The following is a 24,080-nucleotide window of genomic DNA, read 5'->3' as shown; positions in this document are numbered from 1 at the left end:
CCAAGGACATTCCACGAGAAGCGGTTGTTCTTCAGATTCATCAACTATTACTGGATCAAGCGACCGACCATACCCTGAAGGATAGATCAAAGTATCTGATTGAGCCAGATGCAGCATATATCCCACACCTGGTTCCAGATAATCCAGTGATCCATACCAGCCATAATTAGCATCGTATTGGGCGAAAGCAATCTGACTTTTTATCTGGTCATTGGGCAAAGGCGTAAGTCCGGAAAGGGCCTCAGCGAGCTCCATATTGACCTGAGGCGTATAACCAATGCGGTTCCAACCGACACTCATCTCTATTGCCGTATTATCGGGATCAATCACAAAACCAACGAATGGGAAGCTGGTCTCAAGTAGCATATCAGCCTGATACATATCCGTATTGGTGATGGGGAGTCCAGTTAGGGGACCGACCCAACCCACACCATCTGCGAATTCTGCATAAGCAGCTGTATCAGCAGCAATAATGCGATCACCTGCATTGGCTTCTAACAGATCAAACACATCATTGAAATTCATCTCACCATATTGCAGGTTAAAGCTAAACCAGGTCCAGCCTTGAGATAAATCAATATGCTGGGCGATGGCACCAGTTGCATTCAGAACGGCAGGTTCAACCAGACTTCCAACGATTGTGTTGGCAGCAAATGGTAGACTGGTTTCAATCTCCCAGAGTTCATCACAGTGAGAGGCATCCCAGATTCTAAACTTCAGGGTCTCTCCCACCGGTTCATCACTATAGGCTGTCATGAAAGCTCTGAAGTAGTGGGTGGTTTCATAGATCGGTAATCCCAACGTATCGACACCAACTGAATCAGTGGTTTCCAGGTGTACCATGTCTGCAACACCACGACATTCATCACCAACAAAAGCACCGAGACGATCATAGATATCATCTGAAACATCTCCCTGAACGCTGAGTTCGGCAGTGATGGTCATGGAGTGCTGATAATCGCTGGCTTCAACGATCCATTCAGGTGGACGGCAGATGGCATGGATAGTTAAATCCAAAGGCTCATCACCTAGAGGTGTCTCAGCAAAGATGCGTGACTGGTATTCACCTAGATTTAAATAGGGATCCAGGTGTAGATAAATAGTCATACTGCCACCGGAATTCACCTCACCATAAGCAGGTTCAGCGATGACCCATTCTGGCATGGGAAACAGGTTCCCAAACTCAAAATAGGCAGGTGCAGCACCGATATTATTCAGTTCAATTGGAATAATGGTTTCCTCACCCAGATAAGCGATTTGCTCATGGGCAGGGACATTCCAATGCAAGGGGTTTCGATCCACCGTAAATTCCCAGGCAACTGTATCTAATGGAATGCCATTTACGTCCCACAAGGCATTACCGGCCAGATCTTGAACAAATTGGACCTGGGCCCTCAACAGCTGATTCTCAATTTCTCTATTAGAGACTGAAGTCGCCGGTGTTATCACCAGTTCGTTATCGTTACAAGTAACTTGTGCAGCTATTCCTTCACCGGTATGTGCATAGAACAGTTGACCCGTATTGGGATATACCTGTTCACAATCTATTGGCTCTGTAAGGGTGAGAATAATCTCATCATTACTGTTTAAGATAGCATCCATCGGTTGGGGCACACCCAGAATCTCAGGTGAGCTTCGGTCAATCGTACCCTGACGCAAATCGGAGTAGCTATCTCTTAAACGGCAACCGGCATGGGCTCTGATATAGTACTCACCCTCCGGCACACTTGATGTATTCCAGTACAGTTCCCAGAAATCTTGTCCAAGGCTATCAATGCCTGTCAGGACAGCACCGGAGAACCATTCCTCCTCATTGACCCGCGTATATTCCAGAACGATATCCTCCAGTTCAAGATCCAGCGTGTCAAAATTGGCAAACACAATTTGGAGACTATCATTCCCTGATTCATCTGCGCTGGCCTGGTTGATGAGCCAGCCATCGTATTCAGGCACAGCAAGCGTAACTTCAGAACACGGTGCGATAAAGCGAACAGTGAACTCATCTACGCCGGCATTCTGAGTGTCTTCACCTAGAATATCTGCAATTTCCAGTTCTCCGGGTGGTCCGAATTCCAGGGTGAGATCATCATACTCAAACGCCAGGGGTCCTCTCTCAACCACCATAGTGGCATTTACAGATTCACCGGCATCGATCTCAAAAGAAAGTTCAGTGCCGGAAATGGACACGCCGTTGACTGAAATAAGCAGCCCATCCGGGTTGGATTCATTCCAGGCACTCAAACTATAGGCCCAGGTCTCCCCCGTTTCACTCAGGTTACCCAGGGTCAGATCAAAGAGGACCTGCTCATCCGGTTCATTGTCTACTGAAACAGGTGGATCAATTGAAAGACTACACCACTGGCGTTTAAAGGTATTCTCTTCCCAGGGGTTAGAGGTTTGACCTGCGATGAGATCAAAAACCGGCATGCCCCAAACGGGATCTCGTTTAAGGTCCAGCGTAAAAGCATCTCCCGGATCATCATCACCTAAAAAGAAACCCATAGTTCGGCTATAGCTTTCCTCATCTTCTTCACCGGTTGTGGTGTCAATTGTTGTGGATGTATTTCCCCCTCCTACAATGCCTACACCATTGAACTCCACACCAGCTGCTCCACCAAAGTCATCCCATTCACTGATTGTAATCTCTGTACCATGGGATACGGACGAATCAGTCGTTGTTGAATACTCATAAGATGCAAGGGCATCAAATGAAATGTTACTGAGCATTTCGCCAGTATTCGATGTGGCATCAGTCGGTAAGGCATTCACTTTGGCAGAATCATTGGTTGCCAGCAGATTGTTCCAGTAGCGTAATGATTCGCCCAGGGCACTTGTATCATCCGGACTGGTATTCTCATTGGAATAGATCGTTTCCAGGTCAGGAATCAGATTGTTACGAATGTGATAGTCTGAATAGACATAAAAGGAATGGAACCCGGTCATATCGGATAATCCATAGGTAGAATCCAGAGATACTTCACATGCTTCATTGACTGATAAATCCACAATTCGGCTGTAAGTAACATTCAGACCTGCTCCAACAAATATATCACCACCACCGCCAACGATGTATCCATCACCATTGGTCTGGTAGAGTTCTGATGTGGTAAAACAGACCTCCGTTTCAGTCTGAGAAACATCTGTTATTGTGGAGCCCCAGGTTTCAGTAAGTTCTGCAGTTACATCGACTTCTGTTTCCCAGGTAATGCTGGTTCCGACAAACGGAACGGTCCATCCTGCAGCAATGGTCATATCCAGGCCAAGATTCTCAGTCACAAAACCTGAAGAGGCTTCTTCGTTTACAGTCTCAAGTGAAATAGTTCTACAAATGGTTTGTTCTTCTGCCAGATAACTGTAGCTAAGGTCTCCAGGAGGATCTCTCAGGACAAAGAAAGGCAGCAGCGTTGTTTTTGCCGGTCGACTGACAAAGTCTGTACCATCAGTCACTGTAATACCGGTAATAGTAGCCCAAACATCCCAGGTAGCTTCACGACCTAATTCATCGGTGACAGCGATCATCAACTGTTTCTGAAAGGGATGATCCCCGCCATCCAGTGTATTGGGTGCTTTAGGAGTAAAGTTATACCAAACCGTACCATCCGGGCTATCCAGCCAAACTTTTTCAGTATAGATACCGGTCCAGTCATCAAAAGCTTGAATCTCAAAGCCAGTTAGCGGACACTGATTGACTTCAATCTCTTCACTATTCAATGTGTAACCACCATACTCTTCATAGACAAACACCAGCAAGCTGTCCGACTCAAATTGAGTGATTATTTCACAACCCTCTCCCCAGGGATATTCACTAAAGGAGATCGCCAGGTCAGCTTTGTACATGAGCTCCATATGGGCAGATGAGTCAACCAGAGATAAATCCTGATTTTCGAAAGATATGGAGGTGTGATTATGATCAATCAGCATCTGGAATTCCAGTGGTGGTAATCCGGTAATAGCCTGATATCCCTCACCGGTGGTAATATCGCTAAAGGTTTCTTCATAGCAATAACCAGAACCCTGACCAGGTACACGTAGGGTAATTGAAGCATCTCCTATGGGATACATGCAGGTTCCACCACCAATGTTCAGGAATAAGGTGTCTGTGTAAACATCCTCAAAATCTACATTGGCAATATCTGCTTCAATATTCTCTACGACATAATTTTGTTCAACACCATCCAGATGAAAGGTATGTGCATCCAGATATGATGTATCAATCTCGATGTAATCGGTTCCAGAAAAGGTGGTTGTGTCATAAAGAAAATATCCACCAAAGCGAACTGAAAGCGCCGCACCCGTATTGGGTTCAAAATCCAGACTGAATTCACCATAAGCGTTGGTAAAGGTCTCAGGACGCGTACTTACAGAATCTGCCAGGATTTCCGCACGCACAACGGCACAATTGGTATTTGCATAGGTGAGATAACCCGTCACGCTAAACAGTGATTCATCCAGGAATTTTACATCTGTGGCTTCCGGGTCATTGCGACTCACAGTTGCCTGATCATCATTGGGTGTAAAAAAAGCATGGTTTTCTTTATAGGGTGTCACGGTATAGGTTGTACCATTGTCATCGGCAGCATCATACCAGACATTCCGAATCTCATAGCTACCATCTACCTCTGTAAAAGCTGATAATTTTATAGCTGGGATTTCATCACTCCATTGGGCCCCTTCCAGGGTGGCTAATTCACGGGGTGAAGTTGCATCATAGGAAATATTATTCATGCCTTCATCAAATTTCCAATAACCGACCAGACCGTCTTCATCTCCAAATAGGGCGCGATCTTTATTTCGTTCTATTTCAAGTTGTTCCCGAGCACTTGTCCAAACCCGGATATCATCTACCCAGCCATTAAAAAACTGACCCAATAATCGGTTCTTTCCAACACGAATGCGGTCTCCATCAGGAATTACCGTACAGGGGGCTGATGTAACAGAATCTCCATTTAGATATAAAATGAAGGTATTGGTATCCATGACACAAGCCACATGATGCCAGTTCTGGAGGGTAGGCAGTGCTGTACTCAATTCTACACTACCAATACTGGCTTTCAGGTTCATATCGTCATGGTAGAGCTGAAAATGCTGCCCCATATCCATAATCGTACTTAAGGACGGGGATAAATCGATATTGATCCACATTTCGATGGTAAATGATTCTGTAATTTCTTCGTCATACCATGAATCAATACTGATATAGTCATCAGCACCATCTAATCTTGCAGATTTTCCTCGAATGGGTGATAGGGAAACTTCAACATCAGCCACAGGATTTCCCGTAGGTGTCCAGGGAGCTCCCGGAGTCGGACCAGGTGTAAAGACCCGGCCTGAAATTTTACCATTGGGTAGGGTGAAACCAGCATCAAAACCCTCATCACTTTCACCATATTTATTGGTAGTCGTAACACCATAATTGTACAGTTGTCCTGGGTAGATGCTTTGACCATCATCAAATGATGGATCTTCAATGGGAATATTCGCTTTCCATTCCCCATCCCGGGTCAATACCCAATTCCCTTCGGGAAAGCCAGATGCATCTGAAATGTCACCAGTGGCCGGTGGACTCAAAACATCCTGAACGGCACTAATCGTGATATAGGCGGGATGAGCCGCTTCACCATCAGAGGCACTGACGATAGGTGAGTCAGGTTCTTTTATGTAGAAACTCCACATTCCCAGATCAGTGGAATAATACCCACCTTCTGAGCGACCTACTGCCACTTGACCAGCAGTAATGGTCATGGAAGCTGGTCCGGATGGATTAGTGATGGTGTTGGTGAGAACAGCCTGTCCTCCCAGTACATCACTATGTTGAGAGATATAATATTCAGATGAACTGGTCTGAGCAAAAAGCAGGCTGGGCAGGATCAAGCCCATGAGGGTGATCCAACTCCAAGCTAACCGCCTGACCGTCAGTCCATGTTTATTTTTGGTTCGCATAATAAATGCTCCTGTTATAAAACTGCATGTTACGAATTGACTAGATTTACTCATTCAACCCGTAGATCAATTTGCTTTATAACCTGCGGTTGCATAACCAAACTTTGTGTTGACAAACATGACATAGATATCCCATTCAGGGTAATTATTGTGGGTTGGTGCGTCACAAAAGATCTTCCAGACCCCATTTTCGACAAAGGCGTTGATCTGCCAAAGATCATTATTACCACTTTCATCAAGATCTCCATACCCTGCATCGAATCCGGTAATTGCTGCGATCCAATCATCAGCACTCCAACCGGTATTGATGGTCGCATTCTCACCACTTGCCTCGAACTTGACGAATTGAAAAGGCTTGCTAAAGCCTCCTCCACCAACCCGGGCATTTACACTACCCCCAAAACCAGTTATACCACCATCGTTATTGAGGTGCAGCATAGCTGGTTCGCCATTGTTCCGAGCCATGATCTCATTATTATCAATTGCAATATTAGCACCGGAGCTTGCACCTGCTTGAATAAAGCCACCACTAGAAGGACTCACATCACTTCCCCCCTCAACCTGTAGCTTTATAACAGGTGTTGATGTTCCAATACCCACTTTGCCAGATCGGATACTCATGGTCTTATTATTGTTTGAGTATATGTCAAGAGCACCATCACCGTCAGAATCCAGACCAGTGTCTGTATCACCTACGGCGATGTCAACTGCTGGTGTACCTCCAAAGTTATTATTATCCACATAAAGATTTCCACCTTTAACAGTTAATTTTCCACCAGGAGCATCAGTACCGATACCCACATTACCATCACCGCGCCAGAACATGATCTTATCGATCCACTGGGAGCGTAGTTTCAGTCCATTACCGCTGCTTCCTGACCCAGCAAACATTCCTTGAAATGTAAATTCTTTATCTGCATCTCCATTCTCGTCAAGATGTATGAGATCCACATTATCACCAGGCGCAACAATTGAAAGTTTTGCTTGAGGGCTGGTTGTTCCTATTCCAGTATTACCTGATCCAGGAAAAACATTACTGGAGCCACTCAGATTGGCTAACTCATACGGCGTTACATTCAGGCGCAAACGAGGGGTCATGATCTCATTCTCAACCGTAATTTCTAAATAATTGCTTCCATCTGAATTGAAGGAGGTAATTGGATTAACATCTCCGAGAACCACCTGGTAAACACCATTCTCAACAGCCACCGTCTTGCTGTAAGGTCCCCACAAAAGCGTTCCTCCATCTAAAGCACTGTAAATGGAGAAAGCCATGGTATAGTCACCATCCTCTACGGAGTGACCATCACTATCCCTCAGGACTCCCTGGGTGCTGATGGATTGAGCACTGATACTCACAGCGAGAACCATTAATAAAACACTGATTAATACGATTGTTCGTTTCACGACGAATTCCTCCATTTTGATACACCTTTTGATTATTATTTATTGAGGTATAAAGTCTAACTGAACTGACCTACTGTAAGATAACACGATTCCACATTAAGTTTATTTTCACAAATAACACTGAGTGAATTATTGAGTAAAAAGATGTTAACTACCAAATGCAACTCCAAACTATTCGTAAATTCTTCAACTTGCCTTTTTATACTCTGGAGATGTCAATTGGGCTGGACGATCTCCCTCTTTTTTAATGATTCGTTGAAGGTAAACTTTTTCCTTTGGTATCCAAGAGGTGTCAAGAAATATTGGAGGGTGGTCGGCTACGTTTGATGAGTGTCACATTTGCAAAGTCTAACCTGATTTCATTCATACTAAGCCCATATAACCAACAAAGGCTCCCTGCAGGAAGCCTTTGTTAACTTTGTTGTGTTTACGATGGGGTATAGCTTGACAATACCGCTGTCAATAAAATGCCGACACAGCAATGGTTGTGGTTTCGTTGACATCTGAATAATTGTACTTATAACCGGTAATTTTGTCATAACCATCATCGAACACTCCATTCCCATTGACATCCAGATATACAAATGCGGTGATATCGCCTTTGGAACCTGATCCCAGGACAAAACGCTTAGTCGAATTTTCACCAATTGTGATTGGCAATTGATCCACGACATCGATGGTGGCTCCTGCGCAATTGGAGTAGCAACCCTCTGAAAGGGCAAGATACCAATCTCCTTCTGCACTAAAATAGGTATCATCGCTCCAGTTCACTCCGGTCTCCACATAGAGCTGTTGTTCGCAATTAAAAATAAATAAGACTGCAATGACTGTGCTGAAAATGTTGATGGCTTTCATGATAACTCCCCGGTTTGTTTGCTTTTTCTGATGTTTCTGTTTCATACAGCTCTAATATGAATCAAAGCGGGTGAGGAGAATATCGGGGTAAGCCCTATTCACTAAAAGGAAATACCTGATTATTAAACTGGTCTCGGATAGTTGGTTGAGGCAGTAATCGTCATGCCATATGTTGCTGGATTTTCTACTACTCTCTTCTTTTCTATCAGATTTTTAGGCAGCCATTCAAAAATCACGTGGTAAATCAGAATTAGTATAATCTGCTGTTTTCACACCGACAATAGAAGCAGGAATTATAAGGAACTCTCTCCTTAATAATGGATTGCTCCTCCTTGCCCAACTGAAGCCCTGAGATCCAGGGCTTCAGATTATTTCTGATGGGAATTTGGATTACAGATACAAGGGCCAAAACAAAGGCAGTACAAAAACAGCGATCAATCCAAACAGGATCACTAGAGGTAAACCCACGCGAGTGTAATCTGTAAAACGGTAACCTCCGATACCCATGACCAGCAAATTCACAGGATGACCTACCGGACTCAGAAAACTGCTGGAACTCCCAATAGCCACAACCATCATCAGGGCGTAGGGTGACATGCCCATGTCCCCGGCAGTAATCAGTGCGATAGGAGCCATCAGAACTGCAACGGCAGCAGTCGGCATTATCTGAGCAAACAAACAGGTAATTATGAATAAACCAGCCAGGATTCCCTGTGGTCCTGCAAATGCCAAAGACTCAAGCATGTAATGCGCCAATAATGTGCTCACACCGGTCTCCCCCATGGCTATTCCCAGACTCAACATGCCGGCAATCAGCATGATGGCCCGCCATTCGATGGCTTCATAGGCTTCATCCATGGAAAGACATCTGGTGAGAACCATCATCACAGCTCCAGCTAAAGCAGCAATAAATATGGGCAGCCAGCCCATGGCTACGGTGAGCAAGACCCCCAGTTCGATACCGGCTGCGATTAAGACCTTTTCCTTTTTGTAGATCGGTTGATCCAGCCCGCTAATCACCAGATAATCATCTTCCTGCTGCAAACGAACCAGGTCTTCACGCATACCATAGACCATTAAGGCATCACCCGCTTCCAGGGCAAAATCCCGCAAATTGGTCCTGAACGCCCGATCCTTACGCCAGATCGCCAGGACGGATAAGCCAAATTTTTCCCGGAAATAGAGCTCCCCCACTGTTTTCCCAATAACGGAAGTTCGGGGTGAAAGGGTGATCTCCGCCACACCGACTTCATCTGATTCCAGGCGTTCCAGATCAGTATCTGTCTGCTCTTCCAATTTCAAATTCTGCAGACAATTCAGAATTTCCAATATCTCCGGCTCCCCGATTACAATGAGCACATCATCAGCTTCAAGTATTTCATCCGCAGTCGGCATAAAGTGTACGTGACCCTGACGGTTAATTCCCAAAACATTTATACCCAGGGCACTCTTCAGATGGCTCCGACCTATGGAACGGGAAACCAGCGTAGATTCAGCCGGAATATGGATCCCGATGAGATGTCGATGCAATTTGTACCGGAGTGCAACTTTACGGGGACTGACATAAGCAAAATCACCGAAATCCTTGCTATCAGACAGATCATCCAATTTATCAGTCTGACCAGTGGCGATGAGCAGATCATCCTTATTAAAGCGATAGTTTCGGAGCCGGGACACCCGCACCTTATTTTTTTGAATAACTGCCAGGATATTAATACCAAAAGAGTTACGCGTGCCTGCTTCTTTGAATGTCTTACCGATATATGGAGAATCAGCAGCGATGCGAAATTCCGCAAATTTGAGAGCCTGCTCCAACTCATGTTCACCCACCAGCCAGCCATGTTTCAGGGTTAGTGTCTTCCAGTCATGCAGTGTGCCAACCTGGTCCCGCCGACCACCAACCAATAGTTTATCCTGAGCTTGCAGCTGTGTGTCAGGTCCAGGAGCCAGCAGGGTTTTTTCACCACGGATGATGGCCAGGACATTGAACCCCAGCGCTGACCCCAACCGACTCTCAGCCAGATTCTTACCGATCAGGGGTGACCCTTCCGGCAGGGTCATGGTTAGGAGGCGTTCATTAAGTTCATATTCCCCGTTCAAGGTGTCGGTAATGGAAGTGGAACGCCCCAGATCCCGATCCGGCAGCATATGGCGACCCCACAAGACCAGATACAGGATTCCCACCGTCATGGCAATAATGCCCACCGGTGTAAAATCGAATAGCTCGAATGGTTTGAAACCGGCTGATTCAAGGGCGCTGCTGATCAAAATATTGGGGGCTGTGGCGATCAGGGTAGTCAAACCCCCAAAGAGTGAGGCAAAAGCCAGGGGTATGAGCAATTTGGATGGCGAGCGACCCGTCCGATGAGCAATTTCCATCACTACGGGCAGCATAAGCGCGGCCACCCCAATGTTATTCATCACCCCCGACAATGCACCAACCGTTACCATCATGATAACCAGCAGTTTGATCTCACTATTGCCGGATAATTTGAGAATCTGTCCCCCCAGGATCTGAGCCACCCCAGTCTGGACCAGCCCAGCACTGAGCACCAGTACTGAGGCTATGGTAATAATGGCAGTATTGCTGAAACCAGCGATGGCGTCATGATGGCTCACAAATCCAAATATTGATAGAATAAGCAAAACCGACAGAGCTACTAAATCCACACGCAGCCATTCTGTAATAAAAAACAGTACGGCAAACCCCAAAACAGCAAGTACGAAGATCATTTCAATAGTCATTGGTCACCTGTTTCGAACAATTGTGATTGAGCTCATTTTGTTGAGTGCTTGATATAAATGTGGTTCATCATAATAATGCGTACCTGGATACAATCATTGAGATTTGAGGTCAATAAAATATTCTGGGGTACAAAGGTATAAAGGTATAAGGGTTATAGAGGCTGTGTGAGAATAGGGACAACGCTTACCCCATGCTTTAGCTTGGGGGTATGATAACCTACTGTTTCCTTGGGCTTTAGCCCAGTATTGTTGGGCTAAAGCCCTCCTTTTTGATATTTTTATAACCCCCAGGCTGAAGCCTGGGGTAAGTATCAATAGTAACATTACTATACGTGGATAATTACTTTTTAATTCTATTGAATCGCTCAGTATGCAGGGTTAGCCCTTTTTTCTGCCAGCGCTTATGCTTGAGATATTTTGAGAGACGCTTGATGCGGAGATCATTCTGGGCAGGTGAATAATGCTCTGTGCCCTGCATAGAATGGGTGCTACCAACCCGTTTAAGAAAATCGAGCATGGCCTGAGGCTCATAGCCCGATCGAGCGGCGTAAAGCAGCCCAATCTCATCTGCCTCTTCCTCATAATCCCCCAAACGACCCTGGAAAATGGTTTCATAGGAATCTAGAGCGATATCATCCAGCTCGAGACTAACTCGTCGATCCTCAGTTGATTCTCCAATAGTGTTTGACAGGTCATCAAATGCGTTACCCGCAATGATCATCTCCTTTCGCTCTTCCATCTCCTGCATGCCATGACGATATACTACATGGGTTATCTCATGACCCAGGAAACAGGCCAACTCAGCCTCAGAGTGCATCAACTCAACAGCGCCTCGAGTGATAAAGATGATCCCTCCAGGACAGGCATAACCATTGACCCCGTCTTGGTCGAGAATAAAAAATCTAAAGGGGATATCATACCCATGGCTTTGCTCAGCGACATAAGTGCCTACGATATTAATGTACTGTTCAAGTATAGGGTTCTTCACTAAACCCAGAGATGCTAATTTGGCTGCGACAGCCAATCCGCTGCCTTCCTCTGAAAATGTAAAGGGACGATCCTTACCCAACTTGCTCAAGCGAAATTTCCGTCTGAGTTTCTTCAATTGTTTCTCGCTCAGTGTGTTTTTCTTAAACACTTCATACGTGTGAAAATTTGTCTCATAATTTACGATATAATTCAGGGTGGTTGGATCGGCTTCCAGTCTTGAGGAGAATCGATCTGCGAAGCCCTTGATGGCAGCGGAGACCCCAGCTTGAGAGACCTGAGTGGAAGGCTTCATCATAGCCATCCGGGCAAAGACATCCTTGGATTTTTCTGACTTCCCCTCCAAGGCTTTTGCTGAAACAAAGCCACTGTTTGCGCCTATCTGGACTTCAACCCAAACCTCATTTGCTTTGAGGATCTTGACATCTGTTCCCTTGTTCAATTCAACGATGAGCGGAAACCAGGCACCGGGACCCTTTCTCAGAGCAGTTCGATCCCGTTGGATGGTTTCTGCATAAAGCATTGTCATAAGGATCAGCAGAAATAGTAATCGTCTTTTCATGGTAGTCCCCTATTCTTGTAGAGACGCAATGCATTGCGTCTCTGTATTATCATTATTTTGAATCAAATACCCAGACCGCTTCCCAATCAGCGGCTAATTCCTGTTCCCGCCAGTTGGGAATGCGAATGTCAAGATACACCTGACTGGGATTGGTTGGCCGGCCAGCGTATTGTCGTTCCAGAGCCAAGGTCTGTTGAAAGAGTGACTCAGCCAGATCCCAGTCCTGATCATTTATTGCAGTAAGTGCTTTAGGCCAGATCTGAAGCAACTCATGATCGGCCTGACTGAGATCCTGGGCATAACCGAACACTTCATAGCTCACAGCAGCCCTGGATTTCCCCACGAGCTGGGTGGCACCCAAGCGTCTCAGGATGATCTCAGGTGGCATCTGTCGGGCAGTCACTTCACTGATCTGGGTTAAAACCCCATATTGCTTAGCTGATGATTCCAGACGGGCGGCCACGTTGACGGTATCACCCATCATGGTAAAATTCATGCGTCCTTTGCTGCCCACATTGCCCACCAGCATCTCACCGCTATTGATCCCGATCCGCATCTGCAGGTCTTTGATCTCTTCCGGCCAGTCATCACCCTCACTCTCCCACTTCTTACGCAGATCAGCCAAACCGCGCTGCATGGTGATGGCAGCCTTAACCCCCTGATGAGCATGCTCTTCATCTGCCACCGGGGCGCCAAAAAAGGCGATAATGGCATCACCCTCATACTTATCCAAAGTTCCTCGCAGTTCCATTAGTGAATCCGTCATTACTGTGAGATACTCGTTTAACAAAGCCACTAATTTAACTGGGGTTAATTTTTCAGAAAACCGGGTAAAACCCTGTAAATCACTAAAAAAGGCCGTTCCAGTAATCTGCTCGCCACCCAGTGAAGGTGCTTCACGGGTCTGATACATAAGCTGCATGAGTTCAGGTGAAATGTAGGGTCCGAATACGCGTTTCATAAACAAGCGCTCGCGCATCTCATTTGAGAATACAATAATGTAAGCCAACGTGCTCACCAGTAGAGGCGGTACAAAAGGTAAAAGGATACGCGCCTCTCCAGACCACAGCAGATAGGCCAGTAAAAGATACAGCAACAACTGCAGCAGGATAATTGGAAAAGCAAAGCGGACTTTCAAGTGGTCAAAGCTATACAAAATTACAAATCCCATCCCAAAGAGTATCAGGAATAAGGGAATTTTAGGAAACTGGTAAATAAAGTCATTCTGGGTAAAATTGCTCAACACCGTGGCCCAGACTTCCATACCGGGGTGCAAACCGCCCCGCAATATGGGTGTTGCTTTCAAATCACGCAGACCGGCAGCATCTGCTCCGATAATAACTATTTTATTGTTGAAGGTTCCTGGCTGGATGCTGGGAATACCTCCGTACTTTATGGCACTGGCAGATTGGATCACCGAACTGAAGGGCAGATAAGTGAAAACACCAGATGGTCCCGCCTCTCCATACCAATTGATCAATAGATCACCTGAACCAACCAAGGGAACAACCAACTCATCGATCTGCAATTGCTGATCCAGCACTTCCACTTTTGCCTCTGGATGAATGATCAGATATGCTGCGGAAGCCAGACTGGGAATGCGTTGTTCGTTGACCTTGGTAAAGGGTTTGATATGCCTGAATATCCCATCCCGATCCGGAGAAATATTGGTATGTCCCAACCAGCTGCAAGCCTCTGACAGTACTTGAATAGGAATCTCTAACAAGCTGTCACTCAGTGCATTATTCAACGCTGACTGACCGGTCTGGATCAACTCATGGTCTGGTTCAGATTCTTCAAAAGCATGACCATCAATGATCATACCCAGGACATTTCGATCATTATTCCTTAGTGCTTCTGCAAAGGCGCCATCGGTCTCTTCAGCATCGGTCTCGGAACGATCAGCATCAAAATGGGTGAACAGCATATCAAATATGATGACGCTGGCTCCCTCTGAATTGAGATAATCCACCAGGTAGGCATAGAAGGAACGCGGCCAGGGCCAGGCGGTACCGTTTTCGGCAAAATAGTCAAGACTGCCATCATCAATACTGATGATCACTATATTGCTGTCAGCTTGAAGATCTCCCGACCAATTGCGAAAGCGTATGTCAAGGAATTGATTCTCCAGATCAGCAAAGATACTCACATGTGCCAGGGAAATCGTAATAAGAACCAGAACCAATGCCAGCAACAGCTTGAAGCGTTTCAGATGGTATAAGTTTGAGACGGTAATTTTCATGGATTATCTGCTTTTGTTCTTTTACGCTTGCACCGATCTAACCATAAATCATGTAGCCCAATTTTCTATGACAAGTTCCGGGATGTGGGCAAACTCCTTTACATCGTTAGTCACCAACCTGACAGCTTGACGACGACCATTCGTAAAGATTTTTGCTGTTTGCATATCCACTCCTTAATAATATGTACCCTGGTTATCACTACTTAAGAATTTTAAGCAATACTTCCTTAACCTTGGCCCCATCCCCCGGCTTAAACCCAGAATGATAGTAGTGCACTTTCCCATCAGGTCCGATCACCACTGTGGTTGGTAATGATGAGGCACCATATTTATCTGCAACAACACCATAACGGTCGAAGAGGATTGGGTGGGACATTTTTAGATTCGCTTTCATCTTATGAATGAGCTCAATGCCAGCTTTTGGATCTTCCATCTTGACTTTTGGCTCACCGACATGGATATAGATCAGTTTCACAGCTTCAAATTCCGTTTCAGCGAGCAACTTTTCATAAGCTGGAATCTCAGTGCGACAGGGAATACACCAGGTGGCATAGAATGATAAGACAATCACCTGTTTCTGCTTGATCGTCTTGCTGAGAAAGAAATTTTCGCCATCCAGATCGCGGAGAAAAAACGTGGGAGCAGAATCACCCACTTTGAGAACAGGAACCTTTTCATCAGCCCATACCAATTGGGTAGTCAGGCATAAGACAACAATCATAACAAGCAGTTTTGTTAAATTCTTCATTTTACATCTCCTGAATTATTTTTAAAATATTTTGATCATCTGGTATGTCAACCCCCATGGGGATCAGCTCATGTTTGTGTCCGGTGATCTGGCCATTCACCATAGTGATCTCCAAATGACCCACATATTGACCATTTTTGCCGCACTGTACAATTAGAGTACCGGACTGTTCAGCAGCATGTTTGAATTTATGTTGCGAATGACCACCAATAATGATGTCCAGAAAGGATAATTTCCCTGCCAGCTCAAGATCCTTGTCAAACCCGAGGTTTGATAACAGGATATGGACATCGGCCTTTTTTACTGCGGTTTCGTGATCATGAACAATGCGTAGTGCTTTTTCCGGATCGATACTCCATACCTTTGAATCTGCCATGGATTTCGTGAAATATTGAACATTTTCCGGCCCCAACACACCAGTGATAACGATTCTGATACCTGCCACACTCAGGCTTTGATAGCGCTTAAAGGCTGGCTTCTCCTCACCATCGATCATCAGATTGGATGATAACAGCGGGAGTTTCCCTGGCTTCAAATAGGTATTGAAAAAACGTATACCATTGGAAAATTCCTGGTCTCCAATATTCACAGCTGTGTAATGCAGACCCTCCATAAGCTCGATCACTTTAGCATCAACATCCTCTCCACCATCAAAGGTCAGAAAATCTCCTGAATCAAAGATCAAGGTATTGGGATATTCACCCAGCCATTGTGCAAAGAAAGTGCTGCGTTTCTCAAACCCTCCCAGGGGATTGCTGGGACAATGACAATTTACAAGCTCACCATTATTATTCTGGGTATAGAGAATATGCAGGACAGTGGCTGTCTCCTGGGCGATGGAAGATGTGCTGAAAAGCAGAGCCATCATCAATAAACTGATCTTGAGAATTCTCATCTGGGTCTCTTTCATACTTCTGGCCTTTGATAGTATGGGTTTAATACCATTCCAAGTGCTCATCCGTCTAGTCTTTGCGAGGAAAGTAACGACAAAGCAATCTCCATATTTTACTGAATACCAATTGGTCAAAATGCCCGCAGTTTCTTCAATAGTAAATTTTCAATCTTAAATCGTAACCTCAATTCCCTTTGAATACTTGAATGATCTCGGGGACGACTTCGGCTTCAAACTTCTTGGCTAATTTGTCATAGGATTTTTGACTGGCTGCCTCAAATCCCTTAAAGGCGGCCCCATCAACATCCTGGAGATGGGTTGTGAATAAGGTTTCCTCGCCCAGCGCGTCCATAACATTGATCTCCACGCTGCTCAGGCATTTGTAGATCGTTTTACCGTAGGCTTCTGAAGCAGGCCCAGCTTTCGCACTGGTTGCATCAATGGTGATCACAAAATCAACGCTGGACTGGCTGAATCCATCAACGAATTCTGCCGCAACAGTTTCCTGTAGCTGTGCTTTGAGAATGGGGCTGATATAGGGGTGCTTCATGGGTTTATCGAGGGCTGTTTCATTGGCTCTCAATTCGACCAGCGGACCGCTGACCTCCAGGTTCAGTTGGATCTTTGGAAGCTGGATCGTCTTAAGAAAGGGCATCACTTCACCCTGGTCCCCGACCAGTTCCGTTATATCAGGTTCAATAGTGATCAGACCTGAGGCGTTGACAAATTCAAAATGAATGGTCTCCAGGGTCACCACACCGTCATCGTTGGCCTGGACCTTGAAGGTGGTATCAGCAAAAGTAACCTGAAGGGGAAAGCGCTTCAGGGAGACTCTCTCTTCACACCTTTTCTGAGTGATCTGAACCATGATCGGCTTTCGCAATCCCTTGGGAATCACCCAGTTGGCTTGATCCATAGCGGTGGACAACTGGAGTTGGCTGAACCATTCTGCCAGAGAGCTGCGAATATTTGCAATGGTCTTTGCGTCAGTTCCCAGCTTGTCGTAGCGAGTAATCAAATCTTCAATTGCCGACAGTTTATTCAGGGCATACAATTTATTCTGGAGTATTTGCAGGGGTTGAGCATCGTCTGCTTGAGCCAAATCCAGATAATTTCGGGCTTCTGAAATACCCAGCTGGTAAATCTTTTTAGATTCCTGCTCATAAGCGGCTTTTGAGAGACGCATATAGATACCATAGCTGGTCTTATTCTCAAAGATTTCAACCTGCTCCACACCAGTGAGTACTGCCTGGGTCCGACTTTGAGCAATAAACTCAACCTGCTCATCCACGCCGGCAGCAGATTCTGTATAGGCTGTCTTCATTTCTGATTGAATATTCACCCGAATCTGGGAAGCGATGTCGTCCAGAGCAGCATTTTTGGCAATTTGACGAAGTTCTCCAGTATTCTCAGCTGTTTTTTCGACAATGCCGATCCCGTGGTAATAGTCGGCTCCAGCGGGTAGATCAGTGTACCAAATCGGTGCTTTTTTACCGGCACAGCTGGCCAGGAGCAGTATCGCTCCTATCAGGATAATAATTGAATTCAGGATCTTAATTTTTTGTGTCATATGGTTGTTTGCTTTCATCTAGTTCCCCACCTTGGGGGGGTTATTTGCCCATTTTGGGGGATGCGCACCCACGTTGGGGGGGATGCGCACCCGCGTTTGGGGTTTGCGCACCCACGTTTGGGGGGATGCGCACCCACGTTTGGGGGGATGCGCACCCACGACTGAAGTCGTGGGCTGCTTTGTTGCTCCTACCTCAACAACAACATCTTATGTGTTTTCAAATACCCCGGCGTCATCAGGCGGTAAAAATAGATGCCTGTGGCGGCCTGTCGACCTTGCTCATCCGTACCATTCCATTCAACGTTATGGTAACCTGCCTGCATTTCGGTTTCCAGGAGAGTTTTCACCAGGCGACCCTGGATATCGTAGATGCTGATCACCGCATGGCCGGTTTCAGGTAGATCGTACTGAATATGAGTAATTGGATTAAATGGGTTGGGATAGTTGTGGTGTAAAGCATAATCCACAGGAATGGCTTGAATCGTAATATCTTCACGCCCACCACCCAGGATGTCCCCAGCTTTAGCCAGAAATTCGTGCTCAACTTGTAGAGAAACATCGGCGCGATCCGCTGTCTCCAGTCCAATATGGATCTCAGTCTGATTAGATCCTTCCAGAAAGGCAAAATCAATGAGTAAAATCCCCTGATCCTCTTCCGCATGTTTGAGGAGCATGGTACCGGTCTGGTTGGAGCTCACCGCACCAAAACAGAGCTGATTCGCATCATAAGCAAACCGTAACCGGCCAACCCGCGTCTCGTCTTTTAGATTGATAATCAGCTCCTGGGCGGTCTGTGTAAATTCAAGGTCATCACCATAAAGCCCGGAATTCCATTTCGCCAATTGAGCAGATTCTTGATTGTACCAGTTCCACATGCGGGTAAAGCCCATGATGTCCTTAAGATCATACATGTCATCTTCATCCAGGTAAACCAGAGGTAGTTCACCAGAGATGGGTCCACATTCATAAGGATAGGTACCAGCCTCATCAGACAATGAATCAGCCTGCCAGTGATCAGCAAATAAGGCGACATCATCCACATCAATAATCGCATTGTGGTTGAAATCTCCCAGCCAGGCTACGGTAGTTTGAGCTGTTTGTTCCTCACCGGCCAGATTCACCAGATCATGGTAGTCAGACAATACGAGGCCAATGGTATCACCATAGCTTAGTTCGCCATTAATATTGACAATAATCTGTTCTTGTCCGGCTGCCAGTTCATGACTCACAGTGTGGCGATCCCCTCTAATGGAAACACTCAATTGGTAATCCAAAATGGGCTCGGACAGATCGAGATAAAGGATTCGATTTCCCCGTGGTGAGAGCCGTGCTGGAAGGTTGAGGGTTGCCAGAGGAATACCAGCATGGATATCCACTTGAATACCTCCACTGAAAACCTGGTCACTGATGTTACCAACTCCATCAATCGCCTGGATGCTGGCATAATAGATCGATGTGTTCTCCAAATTCAAGTCTTCAAAACGAACCGTATCTACTCCTGCAAGACTGGTCAAGGGAATCACATCCGTCCCACCTGAACTGCTGCCCACTGCCAGGAGATAGTGATCGATACCACATATGTCATCCGAGAAATCCTGCCAGCGGTAAGCCAAAGAACTATCAGAATCAGTGAACTCGGCATCAGCCTCAGTACCATCCCAAAGCGTGCCTGTCAGCGGTGCTGTGATATCCGGAATAATGCCATCACCGTAGAGCGCCTCTGCCCAGTTACCGGCCGAATCAATGGCCCGTATTCCGGCAAAATAGCTCTGGTTTTCGTTCATATCCTGGCGCAAGACCTCCCACTCGAGCAAACCCAGTGAATGCCAGTCAACCACATCAGAATCTCCAGCAACTGTCGCCAAGGTAAGCTGATAATCCTCGATACCGGCCAGAGCATCCGTACCGGACCAGTGAACTGCAATGCTATCCAGAGTACCGGTAAAGTCCAGATCAACCAGACCACCCTCGTTGATCTCGTTTATCTCAGGCGAAGTCAGATCAATGGTAATGCCACTGGAGCTGTAGACATTGGATGTATTATCAGCCACATCCACACCACGAACATTGGCATATACAGTTGTCGTCTCACTCACATCTGATACGACGGTTGTGTAGTCAGTCTCCAGATTGACTGAATGCCAGTCCATGATATCAGTTGCAGCAGCACTGCTTCCAAAACTGATCTCAAAATGATTCGTACCACTGACTGTATCCGCAGACCCTATCCAGGAAGCCGAGAAATCAGTAGCAGAATTAGTCCAGACCAGATCCGTTTCAAGACCATCGATCAGATTCACGATCTGGGGCGGATTCACGTCGATGGTAAAGCCATTTGAGCTTCGTTCAGTGGACGTGTTCCCAGCCACATCAGTAACCCTGACAGTCCAGGTATAGGTAGAACCATCACTCAGAGTTGGTGCCAGAGCAACATGAACTGTATCTGCACCCACACTAAGCCAGTCAATAACTGAGGCTTCATCTGAATTCAACGAGACTTCGAAGAAATCAATACCGGAGTAATCATCTGGCGCAGCGTTGAAATGAACGGCCACTGAATCCATGAAATTCTGATACAGGATATCATTCTCCCAGCCATCGGTCACCTGAGTCATTTCAGGAGGTGTATTATCGACTCCGAATCCATCTGAACTGAGGATAGCAGATATATTTCCAGCATCATCACCGGCTCGTACATTACCGTAATAAGTCAGTCCGATTTCCAGGGTTATTCCAGTGAACTGGTGGGTTGTATTGATCCCAACATCAGCCCAGGCTACTGTATTATCTGATCCTGGAGTGGTTCCCAGAGAGACTTCATAATAATCCAGGTTACGTGTATCTCCCCCAATCCAAAAAATCCGGGCAGTTCCAGTATCCTGTTGCCAGTCTATATCATCATTAAGAGCACCGTCATCCACCTGAGTGATCTCTGGAAGCTCAAGGTCAACCAATATACCATCACTTGAAAGGGTGTCTGAAGCGTTACCAACCGCATCGTAGGTGATCACTGAGATATAATAAGTTGTGCCACTTTCCAGAGTTGCTGTTATGATGGCACTTGTATCTTCGGTAACGGTCCAGCTCGCCACATCAGAGCCATTAACAGTAGTCCCAAAAGCATACTGATAGTGATCGATGCCGCTAATAGCATCCAGGAAGCCAGTCCAGCTACCACCCAGTTCATCAGGCGAATTGGTCCAGTCCAGATCATTTACATCAGAACCATCAGCAACCTCGCCACCAGTTGGAATGGAAATATCAACAATGACACCATCCGTACTGGCCGCTGCTGAAATATTGCCAACAGAATCAAGAGCATGGATAGAGGCAAAGTAAGTGCTTCCATCTACAAGCTGACCTGAAAGACCGCTAATCGTTACTTCAGTTACCAGCCCTGATTCAGTCCAGCCAATGATATCAAATGCACCTGCACTGGTTCCCAAGGCGTATTCATAATTGCTCAGACCAGAGCCAGCATCACTAAAGCCGCTCCAGCTAATAGCCAGAGTATCGTTACTGCCCGTATAATCCAGACCACCGTCACTAACACTGCCTGTTACTGGATCAATAGTATCGATAGTGATGCCATCGGAGGTGACGACTACTGAAACACTATTGGCATCATCAATAGCTCGAATGTTTGCGTAATAAGTAGCTGCATTGTCCAAGGTTAGATCTGAGATCACCGCACTGATGGCGACACCATTATCAGTCCAGGCCACGATATTGGAATCACCCGGTGTGTTTCCAACACTATAGGCAAAAGACTGGAGGTCACGGGAATCACTGCCCTCCCAGAAGATGCTCAACTGGGTATCAGACTGCTGCCAGTCCAGGTCTTCATCGATTGCGCCATCATAGACATGGGCAATGACAGGATCTATAAGATCAATAATAATACCATCACTGCTCACAGGTTCTGAGCCATTTAAAACAGCATCATAGGCAATTACAGTGACATAATAAGACGTCCCACTTACGAGCGAGGCACTGACTGTCACACTGGTCTCTGTCGTAATGGTCCAGGTACTGATATCTGTTCCATTCGGACTGGTACCAAATGCATATTCATAATGGGTTACTCCGCTAACAGCATCTGCAAAGCCACTCCAACTACCGTGGAGTTGATCCGTAGAGTTAGACCAATCCAGATCAGTCGCATCCAGGCCATCCACTACAAGACCACCAGTAGGGATGGAGATATCTATTGTGATGCCATCACTGGTTGCAAAAGCGGAAATATTGTCCACTGAATCAATAGCCCGAACTGCCGCATAGTAAGTAATGCCATCACTTACCAGAGTAGATAGATCTCTGATCGTCGTTTCAGTTTCCAGTCCCAGAGGAGTCCAGTCAACGATATTGCTATCACCTGATGTGGTTCCCAGGGCGTATTCATAATGATGTAATCCTGACCCAGCATCACTGAAGCCTGACCAGCTAATGGCCAGAGTATCATTACTGCCTGTATAATCCAGGTCGCCATCGATGACACTACCTGCTATTGGATCAATAGTATCAATGGTTATCCCATCCGAACTGACAATTGCCGAAATATTTCCGGCGTCATCAGTCACTCTGATATTCGCATAGTAGGTGACATTACTCAGTGTAAGCTCAGTAAGCACTACACTGGTAGCAGTCCCGATATCTGTCCAAACAACCGTATTCACATCACCGGGCGTTGTTCCCACACTATATTCGTAAGTTTGAACGGCACGTGTATCAGATCCACTCCAAAAAATGGACAGCTGACTGTTATCCGACTGCCAGTCCAGATCTGCATCCAGGGCACCATCATTTACAAAGCTTACTACTGGATCAACCAGATCCACTATAAAGCCATCTGAAGTTGTTGTATCCGACATCTGGGAATGGATATCCGTCCCTCGGACGCTGACCACATAATTGGTGTTGCTGGTCAGACTAAGACCGGTCAGAGTAGTAGCAGTATCACTCCCTACCATGACCCAGTCCATTATATTGGAAATATTGGCTGAGTTGGATCCAAGGGCTAACTCGTAGTCAAGGGCTCCATCATCAATAAAGGGCGTCCAGTTCACATCCAGCACATCAGACTGACCCCATACATCCAGATCTGCATCAGACCCGTCCCTGATCTCAACTGCCAGAGGACGTTGACTGGGTTGGTTATGCTCGTAGGCACCGATGTCCGGGTTGGAGCCTGCTGGGTTGGGACGGGAGTTGCCGTCAATGTCGGTTGTTGGTGCGTAGTACCAGGTGTCATCGATTTGGACTGAATCTGTGCCAAATCCGATACAGGGGGAATAATCTGCAAGATTAAATTCTCCTACTTCACCATTAATAAATGAAGGAGATATTTTCAGATTATTGGGATCACGTGGTAAAGCCTCTATATCAGAATTTCTAATGGTTACTATCGATAGCCCATCATAGACAAAATCGTAATTTTGGTTATAGTAAATAATCGAATTGATGGCGTTAAAATCAGAACCAATTAAGAACACACCGGCCTCACCCTCACCAGCAGTATTGTGTACAATAGTACTGTTAATGCTTGTAATGGTGGATTGTTCGACAACATACATCGCACCACCAGAATTAGTTGTTGCATTGTTCGAGATGATAGTATTTGTGAGTAAAATATTACTTCCATAACCATATATCCCACCTCCAAATTCAGAAGCGGAATTATTTATAATTCTTGAAGATCGTAGCTCTGGATTCGATGATTGTGCATATAATCCAGAGCCTCGGACACCTACATTGTTAGAAATATTTATGTGTTCTATAACGGGGCTAGAATTTGACAAACAGTAAATACCTCCTCCAAAACTTGCATTCCCATTTGTCACAGTGAATCCATATAAAACTGTCGAAACATCTTCGCCACTCTCAAAAGTCACAACACTCCCTGCCTGATTTCCATCAATAATTGTGGATGAGATATATGAAGTGTCTTGAGTCGTAAGAAAAAGTGAACCAACCACAATATTATGCCCATTGAAGTTGATATTTTCAACATAGGTACCGGGATAGACCAGCACAGTGTCACCATCAGATGATGCATCAATGGCATCCTGTATCAGAGTAAAATCACCTGTGCCATCCGTTCTAACTGTCCAAAGCACAACAAGTGGAGTACAT

The 24,080-nt window shown here is 45.8% G+C and carries 10 protein-coding genes; all 10 read right to left on the bottom strand.

Annotated features, from left to right (window positions below; all coding sequences use genetic code 11):
• Positions 1-5,940: LamG domain-containing protein (locus U9Q77_13740; GenBank protein ID MEA3288419.1), on the bottom strand; the 5,940-nt coding region annotated here is incomplete at its 3' end.
• Positions 5,941-6,006: 66 nt separating this feature from the next.
• Positions 6,007-7,347, bottom strand: coding sequence for a hypothetical protein (locus U9Q77_13735; GenBank protein MEA3288418.1), 1,341 nt, complete (start codon positions 7,345-7,347; stop codon positions 6,007-6,009).
• A 459-nt stretch (positions 7,348-7,806) separates the two neighbouring features.
• The gene (locus U9Q77_13730; protein ID MEA3288417.1) at positions 7,807-8,247 is read right to left on the bottom strand and encodes a hypothetical protein; all 441 of its coding nucleotides are present in this window, start codon (positions 8,245-8,247) and stop codon (positions 7,807-7,809) included.
• 345 nt (positions 8,248-8,592) lie between these two features.
• Positions 8,593-10,947 carry an SLC13 family permease gene (locus U9Q77_13725; protein ID MEA3288416.1) on the bottom strand — a complete coding sequence of 785 codons (2,355 nt, stop codon included), beginning with the start codon at positions 10,945-10,947 and terminating at the stop codon, positions 8,593-8,595.
• Between the two features lie 340 nt (positions 10,948-11,287).
• Positions 11,288-12,496 (bottom strand): M48 family metalloprotease, encoded by a 1,209-nt coding sequence (locus U9Q77_13720; protein MEA3288415.1) that lies wholly within the window; start codon positions 12,494-12,496, stop codon positions 11,288-11,290.
• A 52-nt stretch (positions 12,497-12,548) separates the two neighbouring features.
• Positions 12,549-14,738: an adenylate/guanylate cyclase domain-containing protein gene (locus U9Q77_13715; protein MEA3288414.1), complete on the bottom strand. Its 2,190-nt coding sequence runs from the start codon at positions 14,736-14,738 to the stop codon at positions 12,549-12,551.
• A gap of 199 nt (positions 14,739-14,937) precedes the next feature.
• Positions 14,938-15,486, bottom strand: a complete 549-nt coding sequence (locus U9Q77_13710; GenBank protein MEA3288413.1) for a TlpA disulfide reductase family protein — start codon at positions 15,484-15,486, stop codon at positions 14,938-14,940.
• Position 15,487: 1 nt separating this feature from the next.
• Positions 15,488-16,381, bottom strand: a complete 894-nt coding sequence (locus U9Q77_13705) for a hypothetical protein (GenBank protein MEA3288412.1) — start codon at positions 16,379-16,381, stop codon at positions 15,488-15,490.
• A gap of 181 nt (positions 16,382-16,562) precedes the next feature.
• Entirely contained in the window at positions 16,563-17,948 is a 1,386-nt protein-coding gene (locus U9Q77_13700) for an LPP20 family lipoprotein (protein ID MEA3288411.1), read from the bottom strand.
• A gap of 188 nt (positions 17,949-18,136) precedes the next feature.
• Complete coding sequence (locus U9Q77_13695) at positions 18,137-24,064, bottom strand: FlgD immunoglobulin-like domain containing protein (GenBank protein ID MEA3288410.1); 5,928 nt, start codon at positions 24,062-24,064, stop codon at positions 18,137-18,139.
• Between the last annotated feature and the right edge of the window lie 16 nt (positions 24,065-24,080).

Source organism: Candidatus Neomarinimicrobiota bacterium, from assembly GCA_034716895.1.
GTDB lineage: Bacteria > Fidelibacterota > UBA8477 > UBA8477 > JABMPR01 > JABMPR01.
This window is presented reverse-complemented; position numbering and strand designations above follow the sequence as displayed.